Origin of the sequence: Planococcus ruber (assembly GCF_022819085.1) — a bacterium.
Classification (GTDB): Bacteria; Bacillota; Bacilli; order Bacillales_A; family Planococcaceae; genus Planococcus; species Planococcus ruber.
Map to the genome: position 1 here is coordinate 1,363,698 of NZ_JALHAG010000001.1, position 20,218 is coordinate 1,383,915.

At 40.0% G+C, this 20,218-nt stretch carries 19 protein-coding genes; all 19 read left to right on the plus strand.

All coding sequences use genetic code 11. The features are described from left to right. Positions 1–158 precede the first annotated feature (158 nt). Positions 159–1,442: a lipopolysaccharide biosynthesis protein gene (locus tag MTR82_RS06795; protein WP_246808417.1), complete on the plus strand. Its 1,284-nt coding sequence runs from the start codon at positions 159–161 to the stop codon at positions 1,440–1,442. A gap of 25 nt (positions 1,443–1,467) precedes the next feature. Continuing rightward, complete coding sequence (locus MTR82_RS06800; protein ID WP_246808418.1) at positions 1,468–2,628, plus strand: glycosyltransferase family 4 protein; 1,161 nt, start codon at positions 1,468–1,470, stop codon at positions 2,626–2,628. 48 nt (positions 2,629–2,676) lie between these two features. After that, positions 2,677–3,948, plus strand: coding sequence for an O-antigen ligase family protein (locus MTR82_RS06805; protein WP_246808419.1), 1,272 nt, complete (start codon positions 2,677–2,679; stop codon positions 3,946–3,948). A 612-nt stretch (positions 3,949–4,560) separates the two neighbouring features. Continuing rightward, entirely contained in the window at positions 4,561–4,764 is a 204-nt protein-coding gene (locus MTR82_RS06810) for an integrase (protein WP_246808420.1), read from the plus strand. A 157-nt stretch (positions 4,765–4,921) separates the two neighbouring features. Then, entirely contained in the window at positions 4,922–5,833 is a 912-nt protein-coding gene (locus MTR82_RS06815) for a sugar-binding transcriptional regulator (protein WP_246808421.1), read from the plus strand. A gap of 20 nt (positions 5,834–5,853) precedes the next feature. After that, positions 5,854–6,897: a galactitol-1-phosphate 5-dehydrogenase gene (locus MTR82_RS06820; RefSeq protein WP_246808422.1), complete on the plus strand. Its 1,044-nt coding sequence runs from the start codon at positions 5,854–5,856 to the stop codon at positions 6,895–6,897. Next, positions 6,894–8,453 carry an FGGY-family carbohydrate kinase gene (locus MTR82_RS06825; RefSeq protein WP_246808423.1) on the plus strand — a complete coding sequence of 520 codons (1,560 nt, stop codon included), beginning with the start codon at positions 6,894–6,896 and terminating at the stop codon, positions 8,451–8,453. The genes MTR82_RS06820 and MTR82_RS06825 overlap by 4 nt, the downstream gene beginning before the upstream one ends. Next, on the plus strand, positions 8,419–9,900 hold the full coding sequence (locus tag MTR82_RS06830; protein WP_246808424.1) for a sugar ABC transporter ATP-binding protein: 1,482 nt from the start codon (positions 8,419–8,421) through the stop codon (positions 9,898–9,900). The genes MTR82_RS06825 and MTR82_RS06830 overlap by 35 nt, the downstream gene beginning before the upstream one ends. 17 nt (positions 9,901–9,917) lie before the next feature. Beyond that, positions 9,918–10,895, plus strand: coding sequence for an ABC transporter permease (locus tag MTR82_RS06835; protein ID WP_246808425.1), 978 nt, complete (start codon positions 9,918–9,920; stop codon positions 10,893–10,895). A 13-nt stretch (positions 10,896–10,908) separates the two neighbouring features. After that, the gene (locus MTR82_RS06840; protein ID WP_246808426.1) at positions 10,909–11,901 is read left to right on the plus strand and encodes a substrate-binding domain-containing protein; all 993 of its coding nucleotides are present in this window, start codon (positions 10,909–10,911) and stop codon (positions 11,899–11,901) included. A 12-nt stretch (positions 11,902–11,913) separates the two neighbouring features. Beyond that, the gene (gene deoC, locus MTR82_RS06845) at positions 11,914–12,585 is read left to right on the plus strand and encodes a deoxyribose-phosphate aldolase (RefSeq protein ID WP_246808427.1); all 672 of its coding nucleotides are present in this window, start codon (positions 11,914–11,916) and stop codon (positions 12,583–12,585) included. 299 nt (positions 12,586–12,884) lie between these two features. Further along, positions 12,885–13,034, plus strand: a complete 150-nt coding sequence (locus MTR82_RS06850) for a hypothetical protein (protein ID WP_246808428.1) — start codon at positions 12,885–12,887, stop codon at positions 13,032–13,034. A 404-nt stretch (positions 13,035–13,438) separates the two neighbouring features. Then, complete coding sequence (locus tag MTR82_RS06855; RefSeq protein WP_246808429.1) at positions 13,439–15,076, plus strand: ABC transporter substrate-binding protein; 1,638 nt, start codon at positions 13,439–13,441, stop codon at positions 15,074–15,076. 17 nt (positions 15,077–15,093) lie between these two features. Continuing rightward, the gene (locus MTR82_RS06860) at positions 15,094–16,164 is read left to right on the plus strand and encodes a M42 family metallopeptidase (RefSeq protein ID WP_246808430.1); all 1,071 of its coding nucleotides are present in this window, start codon (positions 15,094–15,096) and stop codon (positions 16,162–16,164) included. A gap of 390 nt (positions 16,165–16,554) precedes the next feature. After that, positions 16,555–16,707 (plus strand): hypothetical protein, encoded by a 153-nt coding sequence (locus MTR82_RS06865; protein ID WP_246808431.1) that lies wholly within the window; start codon positions 16,555–16,557, stop codon positions 16,705–16,707. 88 nt (positions 16,708–16,795) lie between these two features. Then, a complete protein-coding gene (locus tag MTR82_RS06870; protein WP_246808432.1) occupies positions 16,796–17,002 on the plus strand; it encodes a hypothetical protein in 207 nt (68 codons plus the stop codon). Positions 17,003–17,504: 502 nt separating this feature from the next. After that, entirely contained in the window at positions 17,505–18,110 is a 606-nt protein-coding gene (locus MTR82_RS06875) for a competence protein ComK (protein ID WP_199876589.1), read from the plus strand. 91 nt (positions 18,111–18,201) lie between these two features. Continuing rightward, positions 18,202–18,336, plus strand: a complete 135-nt coding sequence (locus tag MTR82_RS17085; protein WP_279576977.1) for a hypothetical protein — start codon at positions 18,202–18,204, stop codon at positions 18,334–18,336. Positions 18,337–18,580: 244 nt separating this feature from the next. Further along, positions 18,581–20,173 (plus strand): PucR family transcriptional regulator, encoded by a 1,593-nt coding sequence (locus MTR82_RS06880; RefSeq protein WP_246808433.1) that lies wholly within the window; start codon positions 18,581–18,583, stop codon positions 20,171–20,173. Positions 20,174–20,218 lie beyond the last annotated feature (45 nt).

Below are 20,218 nucleotides of genomic sequence, written 5' to 3' on the forward strand. Positions count from 1 at the left end.
ACATAAGATACAGATAATTGTGTCACCTGTGCTGTGCCCGAATTCCTTTTAAAAGCAGAGGGTAAAAAATCGAACAGATAATAGTGAGTATAATCATGCTAATGATCAATATTATCATAACCTCATGCTATTTAATTAAAAAATGTAGGAGAAAAATATTGAAAAAGTTAATAGAGTTTAAAGGGATGAAGGATAATAAGATAATCAAAAACTTTTTAAGAGTATTTACTGGAACTGGACTTGCCCAAATAGTTTCGATAATTGCATCTATAATATTGGCACGTATTTACTCTCCTGATGATTTCGGGAAACTAGCATTAATGGTTACAGTAGTCTCTCTTTGTTCGATGGTAGCAACTTTCAAATATGATGCTGCAATCACGGTAGCAAAGAAAAGAAAAGAAATTTTTAAATTAGTTATTACATCAACTTTTTTTGTTTTTCTTACTTTTCTCATAACATTGGTTATAATAATAACTTTTAGCGACTTTTTTATGAAGAGATTAAATGTAGATTTATTTTTTTTGCTATTAGTTCCACTTGGTATTTTAATGGTTGGATTGATTCAAGTTTTTACTAGTAGTAATACAAGATTCAAAAATTATAAACTTACTTCTAATACTACAGTTTCTCAATCTTTCATAACAGCAATAAGTCAAACAATTCTTGGGTTATTATTTTATTTATCTTCGGGGTTAATAATTGGACAATTGATAGGACAAATATATAAAGTTTTCAAGTTAATAAAAAATCAATCGTATTATTTTAGTGCCACTCTATATAAAAAGTATATTTCACTTAAAGTTATCATAAATACAACTAAAGAATATAAAGATTATCCATTAAAATTAGGACCAGCAACAATTCTGTCTGGGGTTTCTAACAATATAATTATCTTATTTCTAGGCATATTTTTTAGTAGCAATATTGTCGGGTTCTACGCTATGGGACAAAAATTAATTAGAATTCCGAGTGCAGTTCTTGGCACTGCACTAAGGCAAATTTACTTCCAAGAAGGGGCCGCTATATACAGAAAAAATCCTATAAAGCTGTTAGGTTTCACAAGAAAGATTTTTGTTATTCTTAGTATAGCTGCTATAGTTCCAAGCTTAATCTTATTTTTTTTAAGTGAACAAATTTTTTATTTGTTATTTGGTGAAGAATGGATATTGTCAGGTACGATATCAAGTATTTTGTCTGTATACTTATATTTTCAATTTGTTTCATCACCCCTAATATCTACTTTTACCATTTTACAGAAGCAAAAATTGCATTTTTATTGGGAACTTTTTAGGCTGGCTCTGCTTTTAGGGGGGGTAGTAATAGGGGGATTAAACGGTAACATTGTTTATTTTTCATGGATTATCACTTTTACATTATCATTTTCATATTTATTATTAATTGCCATGGTGTTTTGGGTACTAAGAAGTAATGATAACTGAAGATCATTATAGAAAGGATGTTAGAATGAAAATATTGATGATTAGCAACTTGTATCCATATACTATAGAAAAAAAAACTAAAGAAACTTTAGCGCTCCACAACCTATATAAATTTTGGCTAAATAATGACGAAATAAAAATAAGTGTAATAAAAACTTTTTTCCTCCCTACAGAAGTGAAGACAGTTCTGAAAAATAAGGTCAAAAGAAAGAAGGCAATAATCAAAGATGGTATGGAAATAGTTACATTTCCGATTTTAAAGATTCCTAAAAAAAATATATTCTTTACAAGGAATTTAGTTAATTACGTAAGTAATGAATTTGAAAATATTGACTGTGTAGTAGTCCATAGAATATTTAATGCTCTTCTTATCGCCAATTTCACTAAAAAAAAGAGTATTCCCCTAATTTTAGGATTGCATAAATCAGATGTAATGCTGGTGAAAAAAGATAAAGAAAAATACCTTTCCATTTTTAATTATTCAAAAATATTGGTCTGTAGGTCTCATAGTATAATGAAAGAAATTAGAAATATTTATCCTCATCTATCATCCAAGTGCATAGTTGCACCTTCGGGTATAGAAGAGAGCAATATAGTGGATTTAGACATGAGTGTGCAAAAGTCGCGAAAATGGAAGTCTCATGAACCGCTGAAATTTATTACTGTGGCATCTCTAATACCGTTAAAGAACATTGATGTTAATCTTAGAGCTTTTGCTAAGCTTAGTAAGAAATTTTCATGGATCTATAATATTATTGGCGATGGCCCGGAAATGGAGTACTTAAAAGATCTAGCTAGGAAATTAGAAATCGATGATAAAGTGATTTTTCAGGGAAATAAATCAAGACAAGAAGTTTTGTATTTACTTAGAAAAAATGATGTTTTTATAATGGTCAGTGAACCAGAAACTTTTGGACTGGTTTATTTAGAAGCAATGGCAAGTGGATGTGTCGTTTTGGGGGCCATTGATAATGGAATTGATGGAGTAATTATAGATTCATTTAATGGATTTTTATGCAAACCAAACGATATAGATGAGTTAACTGAGAAAATAAGTAAAATCGTGCAATTGAAATCGACTGTGATAGAAGAGATTTTACTTAAAAGTCATAATACGATACTTAATTATACAGATAAGAAAGTTTCAGAAGACTATTTTTTAGAATTTAAAAAAGCAATAGTATAATTAATTCAATGCTATTAATTAAGAAGTAAATATGAAGAGGGCAATTAAATGACCTTATACGACAAACAGGAAAGTATTAAAATTAACCACTTTTTGAAGATATTAATATATTTAGTGTTATTTTCTCTTATATTAACTCCTTCATTTAAAATTATATCCGGAGTTCCAGCGATAAGAATTGAAGAAGTAATATCTTTATTTTTTGTTGTCTTAATTCTTTTAGAATTTGCATATAAAAATAAAATTTCTATTTACTGGAACAAAAGAAGCGCTTTAATAGTTATCTTTTTGCCTATTATTGCTATTTCAATAATGGCAGGTTCTTTGAACGGGTATAATAGTTCATTTGGTGATTTTAATCAATTTATTAGAATATTTAAGTATTTAATAATTTATATTATGATGTTGACTTACATTAAAACCTCTCTCTCTAAATCAATTGCTAAGTTAGAAATGCTCAAATATATAGAAAAGTTATCGGTGATTTTATTTTTAGTAGCTCTTCAACAGTATCTAAACTTATTTGGGCTAAATCAGTTATATTTAGAGTATATAAATCCGAATAAATTCCAAAATTTAATTAATGATTACGAGCATCCGAGACCGCTTGGAATGGTTGGTAACCCTAATGAATTAGGATTAATTTTTTCAATAATTGCTTTAATTTCATTGTATAATTTTTCGATTAATAAGCAAAAAGTTTCTATAATTTTTTTCCTAATCAATTTAGCTGGAATAGTAATCACACTTTCCAGAACTTCATTGGTTTCACTAAGTATTGCTAGTTTTGTTTTCGTTTTTTTGTTGTTAATTAGCACCAGAAAATATAATAAAAAAAACCTCATCTTCAATATAATTATGACTTCTATTTTTCCTGTAATAATTTATATGGTTATGAAGAATGAAGTGCTATATGAGAAGTTTTTTTGGAGATTTACGAGAGTCGGAGAATTAGAGAACGACACAAGTTGGGTAGCACGTATAAATAACTGGGATGAAAATTTACAAATAATAAAAGATAATTTCATAATAGGGGTTGGCCCTTTAAGAAGAGCGAGTTTCTCTTATGCTGCAGATAATGAATGGCTTCTATTAATGAGATCTTATGGACTTCTAGGGATAGTCAATTTCTTGTTACTATTGCTATTGCCTTTAAAAACAGTTTCTAATAATAAAAATAAGATATTCTTGTTTTCTTTGGTAGTGTTGATTATATTGAGTATGATTCCGTCAGCAGTCTTCCATTCTTTGGTTGCTATGCCACTTATACTTTTAATATGGGTATTATTTGATGAAGATGTGAATCAAGAAAATTCTTAATAAGATCTCGTCTCCAGAAAATAGACAATTCACTACAATAGTATAAAATGAAATCTATGCCTAGAAACCAAAAGTTTAAGAGCATGGATTTCAATATTGAGAAAATCGCTTCCCAGGGAAAGAAACGATTCCGACAATTCACTACAAATGTATACAAAAGAAAATCCATGCTTGAGAACTGAAGGTTAAAGAGTATGGATTTTTAATATTTATGCAGAAACTGGAATTGTGGTGAATTGTGTCGCTCCCTGGGAATGAAAAAGCGAGTAAAAAGGAAAATCGCCTCCCAGGTGTTAATGCTATTTCATAATGTCCAAAAGTTGATGGTATTGTTTGTCCAGGAATTGACGGATATAAGTAAGCGTCTAATAGCGAACACATTCTAATAGAAGATTTTTCGTGAGATACTCTTTCCAGAATTGAATTTCTGGGAGGAGTTTCTTTGATAATGATTACAGCCACTAAATTGAGCCACCCTTGCCATCTTTTTTACCACGGAATGCCACAGAATGTACCATTGAATGACATGATATGCACCACTCGATACGATACCTTTATATAATTGATGAGCACACCTATTGGTGTGACATTTTTTATAGGAGGTATTTTTTTATGCTTCAATACGCCAGGATTTTGAGGTTGAAGGAGGAGGGGTTTAGTTTAAGAAGCATTGCTTCGAGCACGGGGAATTCCCGCCAGAAAGTGACCGAAATCATCGACCGTGCAGAGAAAAAGGGCCTGAAGGGACCGTTAGAGGAAGAGATGACCGACAAATGGATTGAAGAATTCTTATTCCCTGAGAAGTCGCTTACATAAAAAACTAGTCAAAAAGCAAAAAATGAAATTTTGTTCAAGTTTTGAGAAAGCGCTTTCTAAAGAAAGAATAGTCTGTATAATCAAGTCATGAAATAAATTCATATGGATGAACATAATTTCACCTAGGGGATGAAAACAAATGTATACGAATCAGGAAATGATTATTGTTGCAAGGATGTATTATGAAATGAATTTAACCCAAAAGGAAATCGCGGAGAAGCTCCGTTATTCAAGGCCGACGGTGAGCCGAATCATAGATGCAGCTTTTAAAGCCGGCATTGTGGATGTGAAAATCAATTATCCTCTGGACTCAGTAATAGAATTAGAAGATGAAATTAAGAGGAAATACAATTTGGAAAATGTTTTTGTGATCCCTGTCTATATACACAATTCCCATTTGATCCAAAATGATGTAGGAAAAGCCGCGGCTAATTATTTATATGAGATTTGTGACAACAAATCAATTCTGGGTGTCTCGTGGGGAACAACTTTAAATGGAGTTGTTCCATATTTAAAGCCTAAAGTTTTGCCGAATATGAAAATTGTTCAGTTAAATGGCGGAGCAGCCAAAAGCACTTTTTCTACGGGGTCTGTTGCTTTGCTAGAAAAATTTTCAAAAACCTTCTCTTCTGATCAGTATCTTTTGCCGGTTCCATCAATTGTCGATTCGTCCCTAATAGCGGATGCCATCATGACGGATTCGAGCATTGAATATGCACTGGATTTAGGAAGGCGGAGTAATATTGCTGTCTACGGCATAGGGAATGTCTCTCATAATTCGGTTCTCTACAAAGGCGGCTATTTCAAAGAAGGAGCTTATGATGAATTGATTGCCAAAAAAGCGGTTGGGGATATTTGTTCCCGTTATTTTTCAGTGGATGGCCAAATTGTGGATGAAGAGTTAAATAGACGGACGATTGGACTTAAATTGGAGGAACTACGAAAGAAAGATTTTTCTATCGCTATTGCTTCAGGAATAGAGAAAGCGGAAAGTGTCAAAGGCGCTTTAAAAGGCGGCTATGCCAATACGATTTTTATAGATGAAGAATTAGCCAAAAAAATTATTTAATCAAACCGGAGGTAGTGAAAATGATGAAAGCAGTGAAATTATATGAACCAGGAAACTTACAAGTGGAGGAAGTGAACGTTCCAACTATTTCTCCGACGGAAGTATTGATCGAAGTTAAAGTAATCGGAATTTGCGGATCTGATATTCCGCGCGCGTTGACAAAAGGCGCCTACTCACAAGGGCTGACGTTAGGGCATGAATTTTCAGGGCAGATTGTGGAATGCGGTTCAGAGGCTGCTGAATGGTCAGTTGGTGATCGAGTCACGATAGCGCCTCTTGAACCTTGTATGAAATGTGTATATTGCAAGCAAGGAAAGTACGGATTATGCGATGACTATAACTATTACGGTTCACGTACAGACGGTGCGATGGCTAACTACATCAAAGTAGGAAAAGCGAACATCTTGAAATTAGATGATAGTATTTCGTATGACGCCGGTGCGATGGTCGATCCGGCAGCAAATGCTGTCCACGGTTTATGGCGCGGGAAATTGCAAAAAGGGGAAACGGCGGTTGTCATTGGTCTTGGAGCAATCGGCATGTTCGCCGTCCAGTTTGCACGTGAAATGGGTGCAAAAGAAGTGATAGCTATTGATATTTTCGATGAGAAGCTTGAAATTGCTAACAAACTGGGAGCCGATCGAACAGTGAACTCAAGAACTGAAGATGTAATCGAGGTGTTGGCAGATACCCATATCGACTTTGTCATTGATACTTCCGGTTCCGCCATTGCACAAGATCAAGCGGTCCGGATTACCGGAAAAATGGGAAGAGTGGTTTTCTTGGGAATTTCCAATCAGCCTTTAACACTTTCTGCTAAAACAGTCGATCGGCTCCTGCGGTATGAAATCGAGATAAACGGTTCTTGGAACTCCTTCTCAGATCCTTTCCCAGGAAAGGAATGGACGTATGTAATTGACAGCATGGCAAATGGAAAAATTAACACCGAAGAAATTATTTCTCATCGCTATTCTATAGAAGAAACACCAGCAGTATTCGAAAAGATAAAAAATAAAGAAATCGTATTCAGCAAGATCTTGCTTTATCCGGGAGATGTCCTATGAAAAAAGATCTTGTGCTTGGAATGGATTTTGGAACCCAGTCTTTAAAGATCGGTGTCTATTCAATTGCAGGAGAACATATTTTTTCTGCAAGCGCTTCCTATCCAACGCAGCATCGAAAAAACGGCTATTCGGAACAAGATGCGAATGATTGGTGGAAAGCCTTAAAAACAGCGATGGACAAGATGGCTCAGGCAATCGACTTAAGTTTGATAAAGGCGGTCTCTTTATGTGCCACTTCATCCACCGTTGTTTTAACAGATAAGAATTTAAAACCCATTGCACCAGCGCAGTGCTGGATGGATCAAAGGGCTATTCAAGAAGAAGAGGAAATTAACTCGAATCAGCAAAAGCACGTCATAAATCAATTGCGTTTTTCTGGAGGCAAAACCTCTATAGAATGGATGACGACCAAGTCGTTATGGCTAAAAAAGCACTATGACTTAACGGATAAAAGGATTGTTGAACAAATTGACTGGATTAATTATCAACTAACGGATCAGCTTGTAGCTTCTAAGTGCAATGCTACATGCAAATGGAATTATGTGGAACATCTTGGCGGGTTTTCAGAGCCGTTCTTTGACGCTGTGGATCTGCGTGGAATCACAGGCCATTGGCCATCAAACATCTTGAATGTCGGCGATCAAGTTGGAATAGTGACAAAAGCTGCTGCAGCACAATTGGGAGTGGAAGCTGGCATTCCGGTATATCAGGGAGGAATTGACGCGCATATTGGAATGATTGGTTCAGGAGCTCTGGAAGCAGGTCGGTTAAGCATGATTACCGGTACAAGTTTTGTCCATATGATGCATCATGATAAACCCATTTTAAATGATTCTCTTTGGGGGCCATATGATTCTCCATTAGTGAAAGGGCATTGGTTGTTGGAAGGGGGCCAATTGTCTTGCGGTTCCATTATTTCTTGGTTTTTACAAGAATTTTACAGCGGTCGGTTTGATAAAGAAGAAGTTTATAAAGAGCTTGAACAAGAAGTCTTGTCGATCAACGCTGGCAGTGAAGGCTTGATGATGCTGGATAGTTGGAAAGGAAATCGAACGCCTTACAAGACGCCCCATGCGACTGGCGCATTTATCGGGTTGACTTTATCTCATAGTAAATACCATATTTATCGAGCGATTCTGGAGTCCATCGCATTTGGAACAAAAAATGTCATCCAAACGATGAACCAATCCGGTATTACGGTTGATCGGATCATAGCGGGAGGCGGAGGTACACATAACAAATGCTGGATGCAAATTATTAGCGATGTCACAGGCTTGCCGATTTCAATTCCAGAAGATATTGAAACAGGTTCCAAAGGAGCCGCAATTATTGCCGCATACGGATTGGGCAATTATTCAAGTTTGACGGCTGCTTCATCAGCTATGGTGAAGATGAAAAAGACATATTATCCGGATTTGGACAAAACTCAAAAATACAGCGAGCTATTTGACATTTATTTAAATTTAAATGAAGCGTTATTTCCGATTATGAAAAAGTTAAAGGATGGGGAGGCCGGACAACGTGAGCAACATACTCGAGATGAAGCAAGTGTCTAAATCTTTTCCAGGAGTAAAAGCGTTGCAAAAAGTTGATTTTTCACTTGAAAAAGGAGAAGTACATTGTTTAATCGGTGCAAACGGCGCAGGGAAATCTACGTTAATGAAAATATTGGCAGGGGTTTATACGAAAGATGAAGGAGAAATTCTCTTGGAAGGAAAATCCGTCGCCATTAAAACACCTTCGGATAGCAAAGAACTTGGAATTTCTACCATCTATCAAGAACTGTCTCTAGTAGAAGAATTGACCTTGGCAGAAAATATTTATCTGGGAAATTATCTGAATCCTAACGGTGGATTCATCAAGTGGAAGCAACTGAATGAAGAAGCAAAAAAGATTTTTTCACTTTTAGGTCTATCGATTGCACCGTCTCTTCAAACTTCTTCAGCAAGTATGGGGTTGAAGCAAATGACGGAAATAGCAAAAGCGATTGCGTCAGACTGCAAAATTATTGTAATGGATGAGCCTTCTACTGCTTTATCGGGAGATGAAGTGGAAAAATTGTACGAAGTGATAAGGCTCTTGAAGGGCAAGGGATACACCATCGTCTATATTTCACATAAATTAGAAGAACTGTATGCAGTGGGAGACAGAGTCACAGTATTGAGGAACGGCGAATGGGTCATTACAGATCGCCTAGAAAACATTTCCCAACCGGAGCTGATTCAGCATATTACGGGAAGAAAAATTGAGAAAAAGGAAAAAGTGCATCACACGACTCATAGAGAAGAATTTTTGGATGTGAAAAACTTTAGCAATAAAAAAATCCATGATGTATCTTTTTCTGTGAAAAAAGGTGAGATTGTCGGTTTATATGGGCTTGTTGGGTCAGGAAGAACTGAACTTTTAAGAGCAATCTTCGGCGCGGACCCGATCGATTCAGGAGAGATTTATATAGATGGCTCGAAAAAAAATATATCTTCTCCTCAAAAAGCTGTAGATCACGGGATGGGGCTGGTCCCGGAAAACCGGAAAACAGAAGGTGCGATTCTTGATTTGTCGATTTCGGAAAATGCTTTTCTCCCATCTCTTCGGGCTTATTCCAACCGCAGTTTTGTTAAACGGAAACAAATGAAAGCCGTTATGCAGGAAATGATAGAGAAGCTGAATATCAAAACAAGCAGCAAAGAGGTGCCTATGAGAAATTTGAGCGGGGGAAATCAGCAGAAAGTCATTATTTCAAAATGGCTTATCCATCAATCCCGCCTGCTGTTATTTGATGAACCTACCCAAGGGATTGATATTGGGGCGAAAGACGAAATCTATACGATTATGAAAGAACTTTCTGAAGATGGAAAAAGTATTTTAATGGCGACCTCAGAAATTGAAGAGCTTTTAGCTGTCTGTGACCGAGTATTGATCATGTTTAACGGAAGATTGATAAAAGAGTTTTCAACACCTGCCAATTATAAAAGTGAAATTATGAATATAGCGGTATCAGGCTGATACAGAAGGAGGTTACTATGACTGTCAATATAGAAAGAAACGAAGAAAGGGAAGCGCGGTTTCCTTCGTTCAAGGTTATTTTGAAAAAATACAATCTTTTCTTTATCTTTTTAGGATTTATTATTATCGGGAGTTTATTATCTGATCAATTCCTTTCGGTCCAAAACATACTGAACCTTCTGCAGCAATCTTCTTTTGTAGGGATTATCAGTATTGGAATGACATTTGTAATTTTAGTTGCAGGAATTGATTTATCGGTGGGTGCTGTTTTGGCCTTGACTGGGATGCTGGCGACATTAATGATCAGCTCGGGAATGAATCCGGCAGCGGCAATTGCAATTACGCTCGTGGTTGGAGCTGCTCTCGGATTTGTAAACGGTTTTATCTCAACGAAGTTTAAAGTACCCGCTTTTATTGCGACCCTCGCCATGATGGTCAGTGCGAGAGGACTTGCATTTTTGACTACGGACGGAAATCCGATCTATGACCTTCCACCAAGCTTCACGGCTTTAGGCGGAAACGTATTTGGGAAAATACCTCTGACAGCCATCATATGGATCGTCCTCACCATCGTTGCTGTTATCGTATTAAAATACACCACCTTCGGCAGAAAAATCTATGCGGTGGGAGGCAATGCGGAATCTGCAAGGCTATCTGGAATTCCCGTTGAAAAATATGTCACCTGGTGTTTCATTATTTCGGGAACCTTGGCCGCTGTAGCTGGAATTTTAATGAGCGCCTGGCTGACAGTAGGGCAGCCGACAGCTGGAACAGGACTTGAATTGGATGTAATTGCTGCGGTCGTATTAGGCGGTACTAGCTTGTTCGGTGGGAAAGGCAGCATCGGCGGAACATTCATTGGGGTGCTGATAATGAGTATGATCGTCAACATATTCAACCTATTAGGCTTATCTTCTTATTATCAATCAGTGTTTATGGGGGTGATTATCGTTTTGGCTTTAATTATGAACCAATATATTTCCAATAAAAAATAAGGGGGAAACAGCAATGAAGAAGAATTGGACGGCAATGGTATTCGCAGTGGTACTGGCATTGATCTTGGCAGCCTGTGGATCAGAAGAGAATGCAGCAGGGGCAGAGAAAGATGGAGACGAAGAAGTGAAGGATTTGGTCATCGGCTTTTCACAGGTAACTCTGGAATCGCCTTTTTATACATCACTTGTTGATGGAGCAAAAAAGGAAGCGGAAACAGCTGGAGTAGAATTGAAAGTGGTGGATGCACAAAATGATATCGAAAAACAAAATGCGGATATTCAATCTCTTATCACACAAGGGGTAGATGTATTACTGATTAATCCGGTTAACCCTTCAGCGGTAGCTCCGGCTCTTCGTGCAGCTGAATCAGCAGGAATTCCGGTTATTACAGTTGACCGTGCGACTAAAGAAGAAGTCGCATCTTACATCGGACGCGATAACGAAGAAATGGGCCGTCTGGCTGGAGAAAAAGCGATCGAATTGCTTGGGGGAGATTCAGCTTCCGGGAAAATAATTGAGTTGCAAGGTGATGCTGGCGGTACTGTCATGCAAGCGCGCCACGACGGATTCCATGAAATTGTCGAGAAAGCTTCCGGGGTGGAGATTATTGAAGGGCCATACAGCGATTATATTCGTGCGAAAGCGGTCTCTTCCATGCAGGATCTTTTGCAGGCACATCCAGATGTGAAAATGGTCTATGCCCATAATGATGATATGGCACTTGGGGCTATGCAAGTATTAGAACAATCAGGAAAACTTGGAGAAGTTCAGGTTATTGGCATTGATGGACTGGTGGAAGCTGTCAAGAAAATTGAAGAAGGGTCTTATAAAGCGACAGTCATCAATGATCCAATCTCGCTAGGGGTACTAGCGGTTCAAACAGCTGTCAAAGTAGGGAACGGAGAAGAAGTGGAAAAAGTAATGAACGCAGAAACTGGTTTGATTGACGAAACAAATGCTGCGGATTACGTAGATGATTCAAATACATTTGCACCCATTAAATAAGGAGGTTCATAAGTGGATATCTCATCGTATATTGATCATACTTTGTTAAAAGCGGATGCTACAAAAGAACAAGTAAAAGAATTATGCCAAGAAGCCGAAGTAAATCACTTCGCAACGGTCTGTGTAAATCCGGATTATGTTCCCTATTGTTCAGCGCTTCTTAAGGATACCGATGTTAAAGTATGTACAGTTATCGGTTTTCCTTTGGGGGCCAATCCAATAGAAGTAAAAGTATTCGAAGCTGAGCGAGCACTTGAAGAGGGCGCGGAAGAGCTGGACTATGTAATCAATATTAGCGATGTGAAAAACGGGGAATTTGACAAAGTAAAAGAAGAAATGAAACGCATCACGGCCCTTAAAAGCACACACTCAGATTTAATCATAAAAGCTATTTTTGAAGTATGCTATCTGACAGACACTGAAATAGCCCAAGTTTCAAACATTGCTAAGGAAGTCGGAATAGATTATGTAAAAACCTCAACCGGATTCGGCAGCGGCGGCGCGAGTGAAAAAGCAGTTGAAATCATGAAAAATACAGTTGGAGAAAAGGTAAAAGTAAAGGCTTCCGGTGGAATTCGGACATTAGAAGACGCAAAAAAATATATTGATCTGGGCGTTTCCAGAATAGGGACGAGTAATGGGGTTTCTATCGTGAAAGGAGAAGTTTCTACAGGCAGTTATTAATTGAAAAAGCGGGGCTGCTAGTGGACTACTCCGGCAGCTTCGCTTTTTAATAATAATTTTGGCCAATAGCTTGCCGAAGGAATGAAATAAAGATTCCTCTATTTAAAAGCGAGATAGGATAAAATACTGTTCAGCCAGATTTTCATATAAAATGTGAAAAATAATGACAAGCTGACATCGGTAGCCAGAGATGGCTATGTTTAATTACTAATATATAGGGAATATATAACTTAGGAGCAAGTATGCTCATTAACTCGAAGCATATTAACTCAAGAATATTCAATCACGGAGGTAATCACATGAACGCTACAACTCAAACCAAGGTCATGGAAACGCGCATCAACGATGTGATCTTTTTCAAAAGCCAAGAAGAATTCGCTAAAGCGTTGCGAGAAGGCGCTGGATCGGCTGAGGAGAATGGGCTAGCAGTTGAATTAACGGAAGAATAATGAAAAGATGCAGCTCCTAATGGGAGCGCTTTTTTATTTTAAAGGAAGTTTTTTCCTTGTCGAAGTGAATAGATACAAAACGAATGGAAATCCACAGACGAGAACTTGCGGTTCTCATCTGTGGATTTTTTGCTGTCGGCAGTTGTTCGTTCTATGTGTAGAGGAATATGCAATAAGGCTGTATGCTATAGTTTGCATAAAAGTGAACAATAATAGCTTTTGTTATAAAATCATTCGCTTTTATTGTTATTAAACTGGAAAATGTAACGAAAAAAGGAAATAATCAAACAGATTTCGAAAAAATAATTCGTTTTTCGAATTATTTTAAGAAAACATATGGTTATTTATTCGGAATTATTGTATTATTATAAACATTCACAGCGAAGAGAAAGAGGGGACAGAGAATGAAGAAAAGGCTACATAGTTCATGGTTAATCGGATTGATCCTGGTTTTATTATTGGCGGCTTGTTCCGGAAATGACGGAGCGGGCGAATCGGACAGCGGAGGAGAGCCCGCTGAAGGAGATAAGAATGGCGGCACGCTAGTGTATGGCCGTGGTGCGGATTCGGTGGGATTGGATCCGATCAATGTGACGGACGGCGAATCGATCCGGGTTACGCACAATGTGTTTGAGACTTTGCTTGAATATGATCAGAATTTGGAGCTGCAGCCGAAGCTTGCGACAGAATATGAGTCGAGCGAAGACGGCTTGACGTGGACGTTCCAATTGCGTGAAGGCGTGAAGTTCCATGACGGCACGGATTTTAATGCGGATGCGGTGGTGTTCAACTTTGAACGCTGGATGGATCCGGAAAACCCGTACCACCAAGGGGATTTTGCTTACTATCCGTTCTTGTACGGTGGGTTTAAAGGCGATGAGAATCATTTGATCGAATATGTGAAAGCGAATGGCGATTATGAGCTGGAGATTAAATTGAAGCGGAAAACCGCTCCTTTCTTAAGCTACCTGGCGATTTCGATGTTCGGGATTGCGAGCCCGGCAGCGATTGAGGAATACGGTGATACCTTGAATGAAAATCCGGTTGGAACAGGCCCGTTCAAGTTTGAAAGCTGGAACCGCAACGATACGATTACGCTAGCGAAAAACGAAGATTACTGGATGGAAGGCAAACCGCATTTGGATAAAGTCATCTATCGCGTCATTCCGGAAAACTCGGCGCGCTTGAATGCCTTGCAGACAGGTGAAATCGATGTCTTGGACGGCATGAACGCAGGGGATACGACGGTCGTGGAAGAGGCAGACGGCTTTGAGTTGTTGAAGCGTCCAAGTTTCAACATCGGCTACATGGCGTTCAATATGGAGAAAGAGCCGTTTGACGATCCGTTGGTGAGACAGGCGATCAATATGGCGGTGGACAAAGAAGAAATCGTTGAAGCGTTCTATAGCGGACTCGCGGATACGGCGACAAGCCCGCTGCCTCCGTCACTTTGGAGCTATGACGATACGCTTGAGAAATACGACTACAATGTAGAAGAAGCGAAGAATTTATTGAAGGAAGCCGGTCTTGAAAATGGCTTTAAGACGAAGCTGTATACGATGAGCAACCCGCGCCCGTATTTGCCGGAGCCGATGAAGATTGCGGAAGCGATTCAAGCGGATTTAGCGGAAGTGGGCATCGAAGCGGAAATCGTGTCGATGGAATGGGCGACGTATTTGGATGATACGAGTGCCGGGAAGCACGACATGGCGCTTTACGGCTGGACCGGCGTTATGGCGGATCCGGACAACTTCCTGTACCCGAACTTGAGCAACACGAATATCAAGAAACCGGCGCAGAACATTGCGTTCTACGACAGCGAAGAGTTTACCGCGTTGATCACAGAAGCGCGTGAAACGATCGACCAGGACAAGCGGACAGAGCTGTACAAACAAGCGCAGCAGCTCTTCCAAAAAGACGCGCCGTGGCTGATGCTTGCCTATACGACGCCGCCGCTTGCGCAGGCGGATTACGTGGAAGGCTACGTGCCGCATCCGATGAGCAATGATTTGCTGACCGATGTGTACTTGACGAACAACTAAGAGCTTGGAGTGGTTTTGTGTATCAATTGTTGAAGGAATTATGCGAACTCGTTGGGCCGAGCGGCTTTGAGCAGGACGTCCAGCGCTACATTTGGAATAAAGTCAAAGATCAGGTGGATTCAGTGGAAGTCGACGCGTTAGGCAATGTCATTGCGAAACTCAATGCGACGGATGCGAGCATGCCGTCTGTCTTGCTTGCCGCGCATGCTGATGAAATCGGGTTTATTGTCAAAAAGGTTGAGCCGAACGGCACGATCCGTTTTGAATTGCTTGGCGGATTCGACCCGCGCATCCTGCATGCGCAATCGGTGAAGGTCAAAGGGACGGATGGCTATGTGGACGGCGTCATCGGGACGCTTTCGACCCATTACATGAAATGGGACGACCCGAAACGCGTGGCGAACCACCGGGAGCTGTATATCGATATTGGTGCGGCGAATCCCGAAGAAGTGGCGGAGATGGGTGTGGCAGTCGGGCAGCCAATCAGCTACGGCGCCGAATTGAAGCGCATCGGGCGCAGCCGCGTGGTCGGGAAAGCGTTGGATGACCGAGCGGGCTGTGCGACGCTGATCGAGCTCATTTCGGTGTTGAAAGAGAGTGCGGGCCGCGCACATGGCGACGTCTACTGCGTCTTCACGGTGCAGGAAGAAGTCGGGCTCCGCGGCGCATCCGTCTTGTCGCCGGGGTTCCAGCCGGACTTTGCGCTGGCGGTTGATACGACGCCGACGAGCGATACGTACGATGTGCTGATGACCGGCACGCGGACGCTCGGTGCCGGCCCCTGCATCAAGATTGCGGACAAGTCGTTGATTGCGCATCCGCTGGTAACGGGGTTATTGGAGCGGGTAGCTGAGGAAAAAGAGATTCCTGTTCAGAAGGAGATCTTCATGGGCATCGGGACCGATGCCGGGGCGATTCACATGACGGGCACCGGCGTTTCGTCGGGCGTCATTTCGATTCCATCGCGCTATACGCATTCGCCGGTGGAGATTGCGGATCTGGGTGATTTGGAAAATGGCGTGAAGCTGGCAGCGGAATTTATTTTCCATGCTGGGGAATTGGTTGGAAAGAACTTTTTGGATACGTGAGTAGATAGGAGAGCCGTTTCTGGAACCCATTTGGGTTTTAGGGACGGCTTTTTGTTGTGGGCTGGGGTTTACGGGTAACCCAAGCGAGTCAGAGAGCAGCTCTCCACAAAACCTAATTGCCCAAAACCGGCTTTCCGCTTTGCGAAAAGCGAAAAGGGCGAAGGGCGGTGGAATTTGGCGATGTTTGGTTGTGATTTGCAGGAGGAGGGGTGATTTCGTGGAGCGGAGGGGTGATTTCGGGTGTCTAAAGGGTGATTTCGCAAGCCCCAAGGGTGATTTCGAATGGCAATGGGGTGAATTCGGCGAATTAGGCAGGAGTTCAAAGTGAGTACCAGATTCTGCAGCGTTTATTTATGTAGAATGGATCGGATGATGGGGAGCGTTAGACTAATGCAAGAAGAACTTCGATTAGTGTCAGAAGAAAATGAAATAGTTCATGTACAAATTGGAATAGTGCAAGTAGAAAAGGAAATAGTGTCGAAAGAAAACAAGTTAGTGTCGATTGAAGTTAAAGCGAATGAAGCAAGGGGGATTTCAACATGAAATAGAGTGAAAGCACCTATTCTGCGATAAATCGGTAAACAAAAAGCCGTTCTTGCCGATAGTTCTTATGAAGAGTAGGAGGGATATTATGGAATTGGATTTTAGTCCGATGCAGCCGTTCATGGATGGCTTGCTGATGAATCTGTTAATTGTTATTGGTTTGCCTTTAATTGGAGCAATCATTTTAAGGTACATTTTAGTGAAATTAAAGCTTTCGGATTATTTCGCAGGTGTTTTAGCATCTTTTGCCTTTTTGTATTTAGCCTATAAAACATTTATGACTATTGCTGTATAACAAAACAATCCGGCACTTCTTTTAAAAAGAGGTGCCGGATCGCTTTATTATATAGAAGGATTTCTTAAAAAGAAGTGGAGATTTTACAACATAAAACTTGGCTGAATTTATTCAAAAGAGCGGTATTTGTGAAAATAGAAGGCTCAAAACCGTACAATTTCTGTATAAAACCTAAAGTAATTTTTGGCATGAAAAATACTGAAAAATAAAGTTGTATAAAAATTAAAAATAGTTGCGCAATATCTCGAATTGCCTATATAATTATTTCAGAAATAGGAAATGATAGGAAGCTATGAGGTTTCGATTCCGCTGCTTCCTTGTATTTCCAGAAAGGGGTGGGAAGTGAAAGAGAAGAGGAAAACCGAAAGAAACCTCCGGGTGTGAAAGTCTGGTCGGACCATCACCCGGAGGCTGTTAGCTGGAGTATACCAACTACGTGTTAGTATACTCCTTTTTTATTGGATTGAAAAAGCATTTAATTCAAAAGGGGGAAAATGAAGAAATGAGAATGAATAGAGACTTCGCGATCACGCGGGAGACGATGATGATTTTGCCGAATTATACGAACGGGGAGCTGCGTTCGCTCGTCTGCAGAACAGACAAATATGTGGAAGTGGCCAAACCTCCGTATCAATTGATCGACTACAATTTGCTTTACCGTGGAACGAGTCTGCGCGGCGCGATGGAAGGATCGAATGATGTGTTGGGCAAAATCACCATGCACCCGATCATTATCGACTACGATCACGAAATTATTCTGTTTCCGTGCAAATCGCCGTTCCGGAAAGACTGTATCTGGTTTTCGCTGCGGCACGTTTATGCAACGGAAGGGTTGAAGAACAAGCAAACCCTTGTCACGTTGAGTAACGGCAGCACGATTGTCGTCGACATCAGCCTGGAGACGTTTGAAAATAAGCTGCGAAAAGCGTACGAGCTCCGTTTCAAAATGGACGTCCGGCGGGAATTGGGGCTGCTGGATGAGCTGGCGATGGACACGCCGTATCATTTATTCAAGGCAACGAATGGCGTGAACTACGAAGAGAAAGCGGGACTGACGTTGTCTTTTTCGACGAAAATGGATTATAAGAAATCGCGGTCGAAGAAATAAACTTTGGGCAAATAAATGAATGCCGGATTAAGTGCATAACCTCCTCCTAATCGGGTATTAGACGACCATACAAATTTCAGGAGGGATTAGCATGAATGAAAAAACTTCAGCTCCGGCAACATCGGGTCCGCAAGAAGAGTTTGTATGCAACGTCTGGGAAGCATCAGGTGATTGCGGCGGCAGTAATTGCCGGGGCCGGATCTTTGATATGGAATGCCGCTTTTAAGGAGTGGTATTTTAGGGGAATCTTTGTTGAGTGGTTTACAAGCAAATAAGAAATCTTAAAGTCCATTTCCGGAGAAGAGGCCTCTCTGGAAATGGATTTTTTAGATGGATTGAAAGGTTGGCCTTATTTGAACAAAATAAACACCTAGTCTGAATCTAGAAAGGGATGAGTATTAAATCGATTAACTATATATACTACTTTTTATATTCTGATAAAATTATATAAATATAGAGGAGGGGTTCCGATGATCATGGAAGAAGCCTTACGGATTGGGGAGCTGGCGAAAGGGGTTTTGATTGCTGGGAAAGCTGGAGGGGCCAGAGAAATAAGGTCGATTGAAGTGATGGAAGTGCCGGAAGTGGTTTCTTGGATTAATGAAGGGATTCTGGTGATGACTGCTTTTTACTCCATCAGTGAAAATCCGGACAAGCAGGTAGAGGTGCTTCGAACATTAATTGACAAGAAAGCAGCGGGAATTGTCATCAAAATAGGGAGATTCGTGAATGAATTGCCGGAAGAAATGATCCGGCTAGCTGATGAATCTTCGTTTCCGATTATTGCTTTGCCTAAAAATGTATCTTATATCAATGTATTAACGCCACTATATGAGCGGCTGTACGAAGAAAAGAAAACGAAAATTGACCAGTCGGTCAACCCGTTCAGTGAGTTTGATGATACTGATTTTCCAACGGTAAAGAAAGCACTTAACTTTTTAGAGAAGCTGACAGACTCACCCGTATATATCGAAGACATGGAAGGAAAGTTATTATATATATCTAATGGATTCCAGCCAGATAAATGGCGTAATTCAGTGTTATTGTTTTCTGAACCTCGCTATGAACAGTACCCTAAAGTACTGGAACAATGGCGAATTGAATTTCAGACAAATAAAATTATTGAATTCAAAATGGAGGGGCAGCGAAGCCGTTATATAATTCCGCTGGTTTCGAAAAACAATGTCTTTGGAACCCTTCATTTATTGCACAAAGGACAGAATGCCTTTGAGGCAATAACTTCCCATCACATTGCTCAAGTGGGCGTAAGCATGGCAGAACTGATACTGAAAGAACAGTTGAATTTCCAAAAAGATCGGATGCAGGATTTAGAAGCTTTAGAGAAGTTTACGAATGGAGAAAACAGCATCCAGCCAGATGAACGGGCGTTGGTGCTTTGCTTTAGGGGCCGGACAATGGATGCCAGCAATTACCCGGTGATGTCGCTGCTGGATTATTCCTGCCTGTGCCGGCACTGGCTTCAATTCTGCAGCAGAAAAGCGGAGAATGCCTCGACTCTCATTTTTGAAAAATATCAGCAGTATTATGCATTAATCGTCTGTAAAGAAGAACACTACCAAAAAATCATCCAGCAATGGGTTGAAATAGCAGTGAAGAGCAATGAAGCATTTCCAGATAACGGATTTCGGCTTGCTATCAGCCAGCCGTTTAACCATTCAAAGAAATTTAACGGCAATCTCCGTTCAGCTGTTAAAACCATGGAAATTGGATTGAAAATCCAGCCGGAAGAACCCGTTTATTCGCAAGACAAACTAGGCGTGTATGAAATACTTTTTCAATTGAATGAGGAACCTCAAGTGAGGAATTATATTGAATCGGTTCTTGGAGAAATCAGCCAGGCCGATAATGAATTGTTTATTTCCTTGAAGACATATTTAGAGGAAAACGGAAACGTATCACGCACGGCGGAAAAACTATTTATCCATAGGCGGACGATGACATATCGCCTCCAAAAAATTCAGGAACTGTTGATGATGGATTTAGATAATGCAGAACATCGGTTTATTTTACAGTTTTGTATCAAATTGAAAGAGTTAAATTAAAGGCGGATGACTCCGCCTTTTTGATTTGGTGAAAAAGTGAGCAAT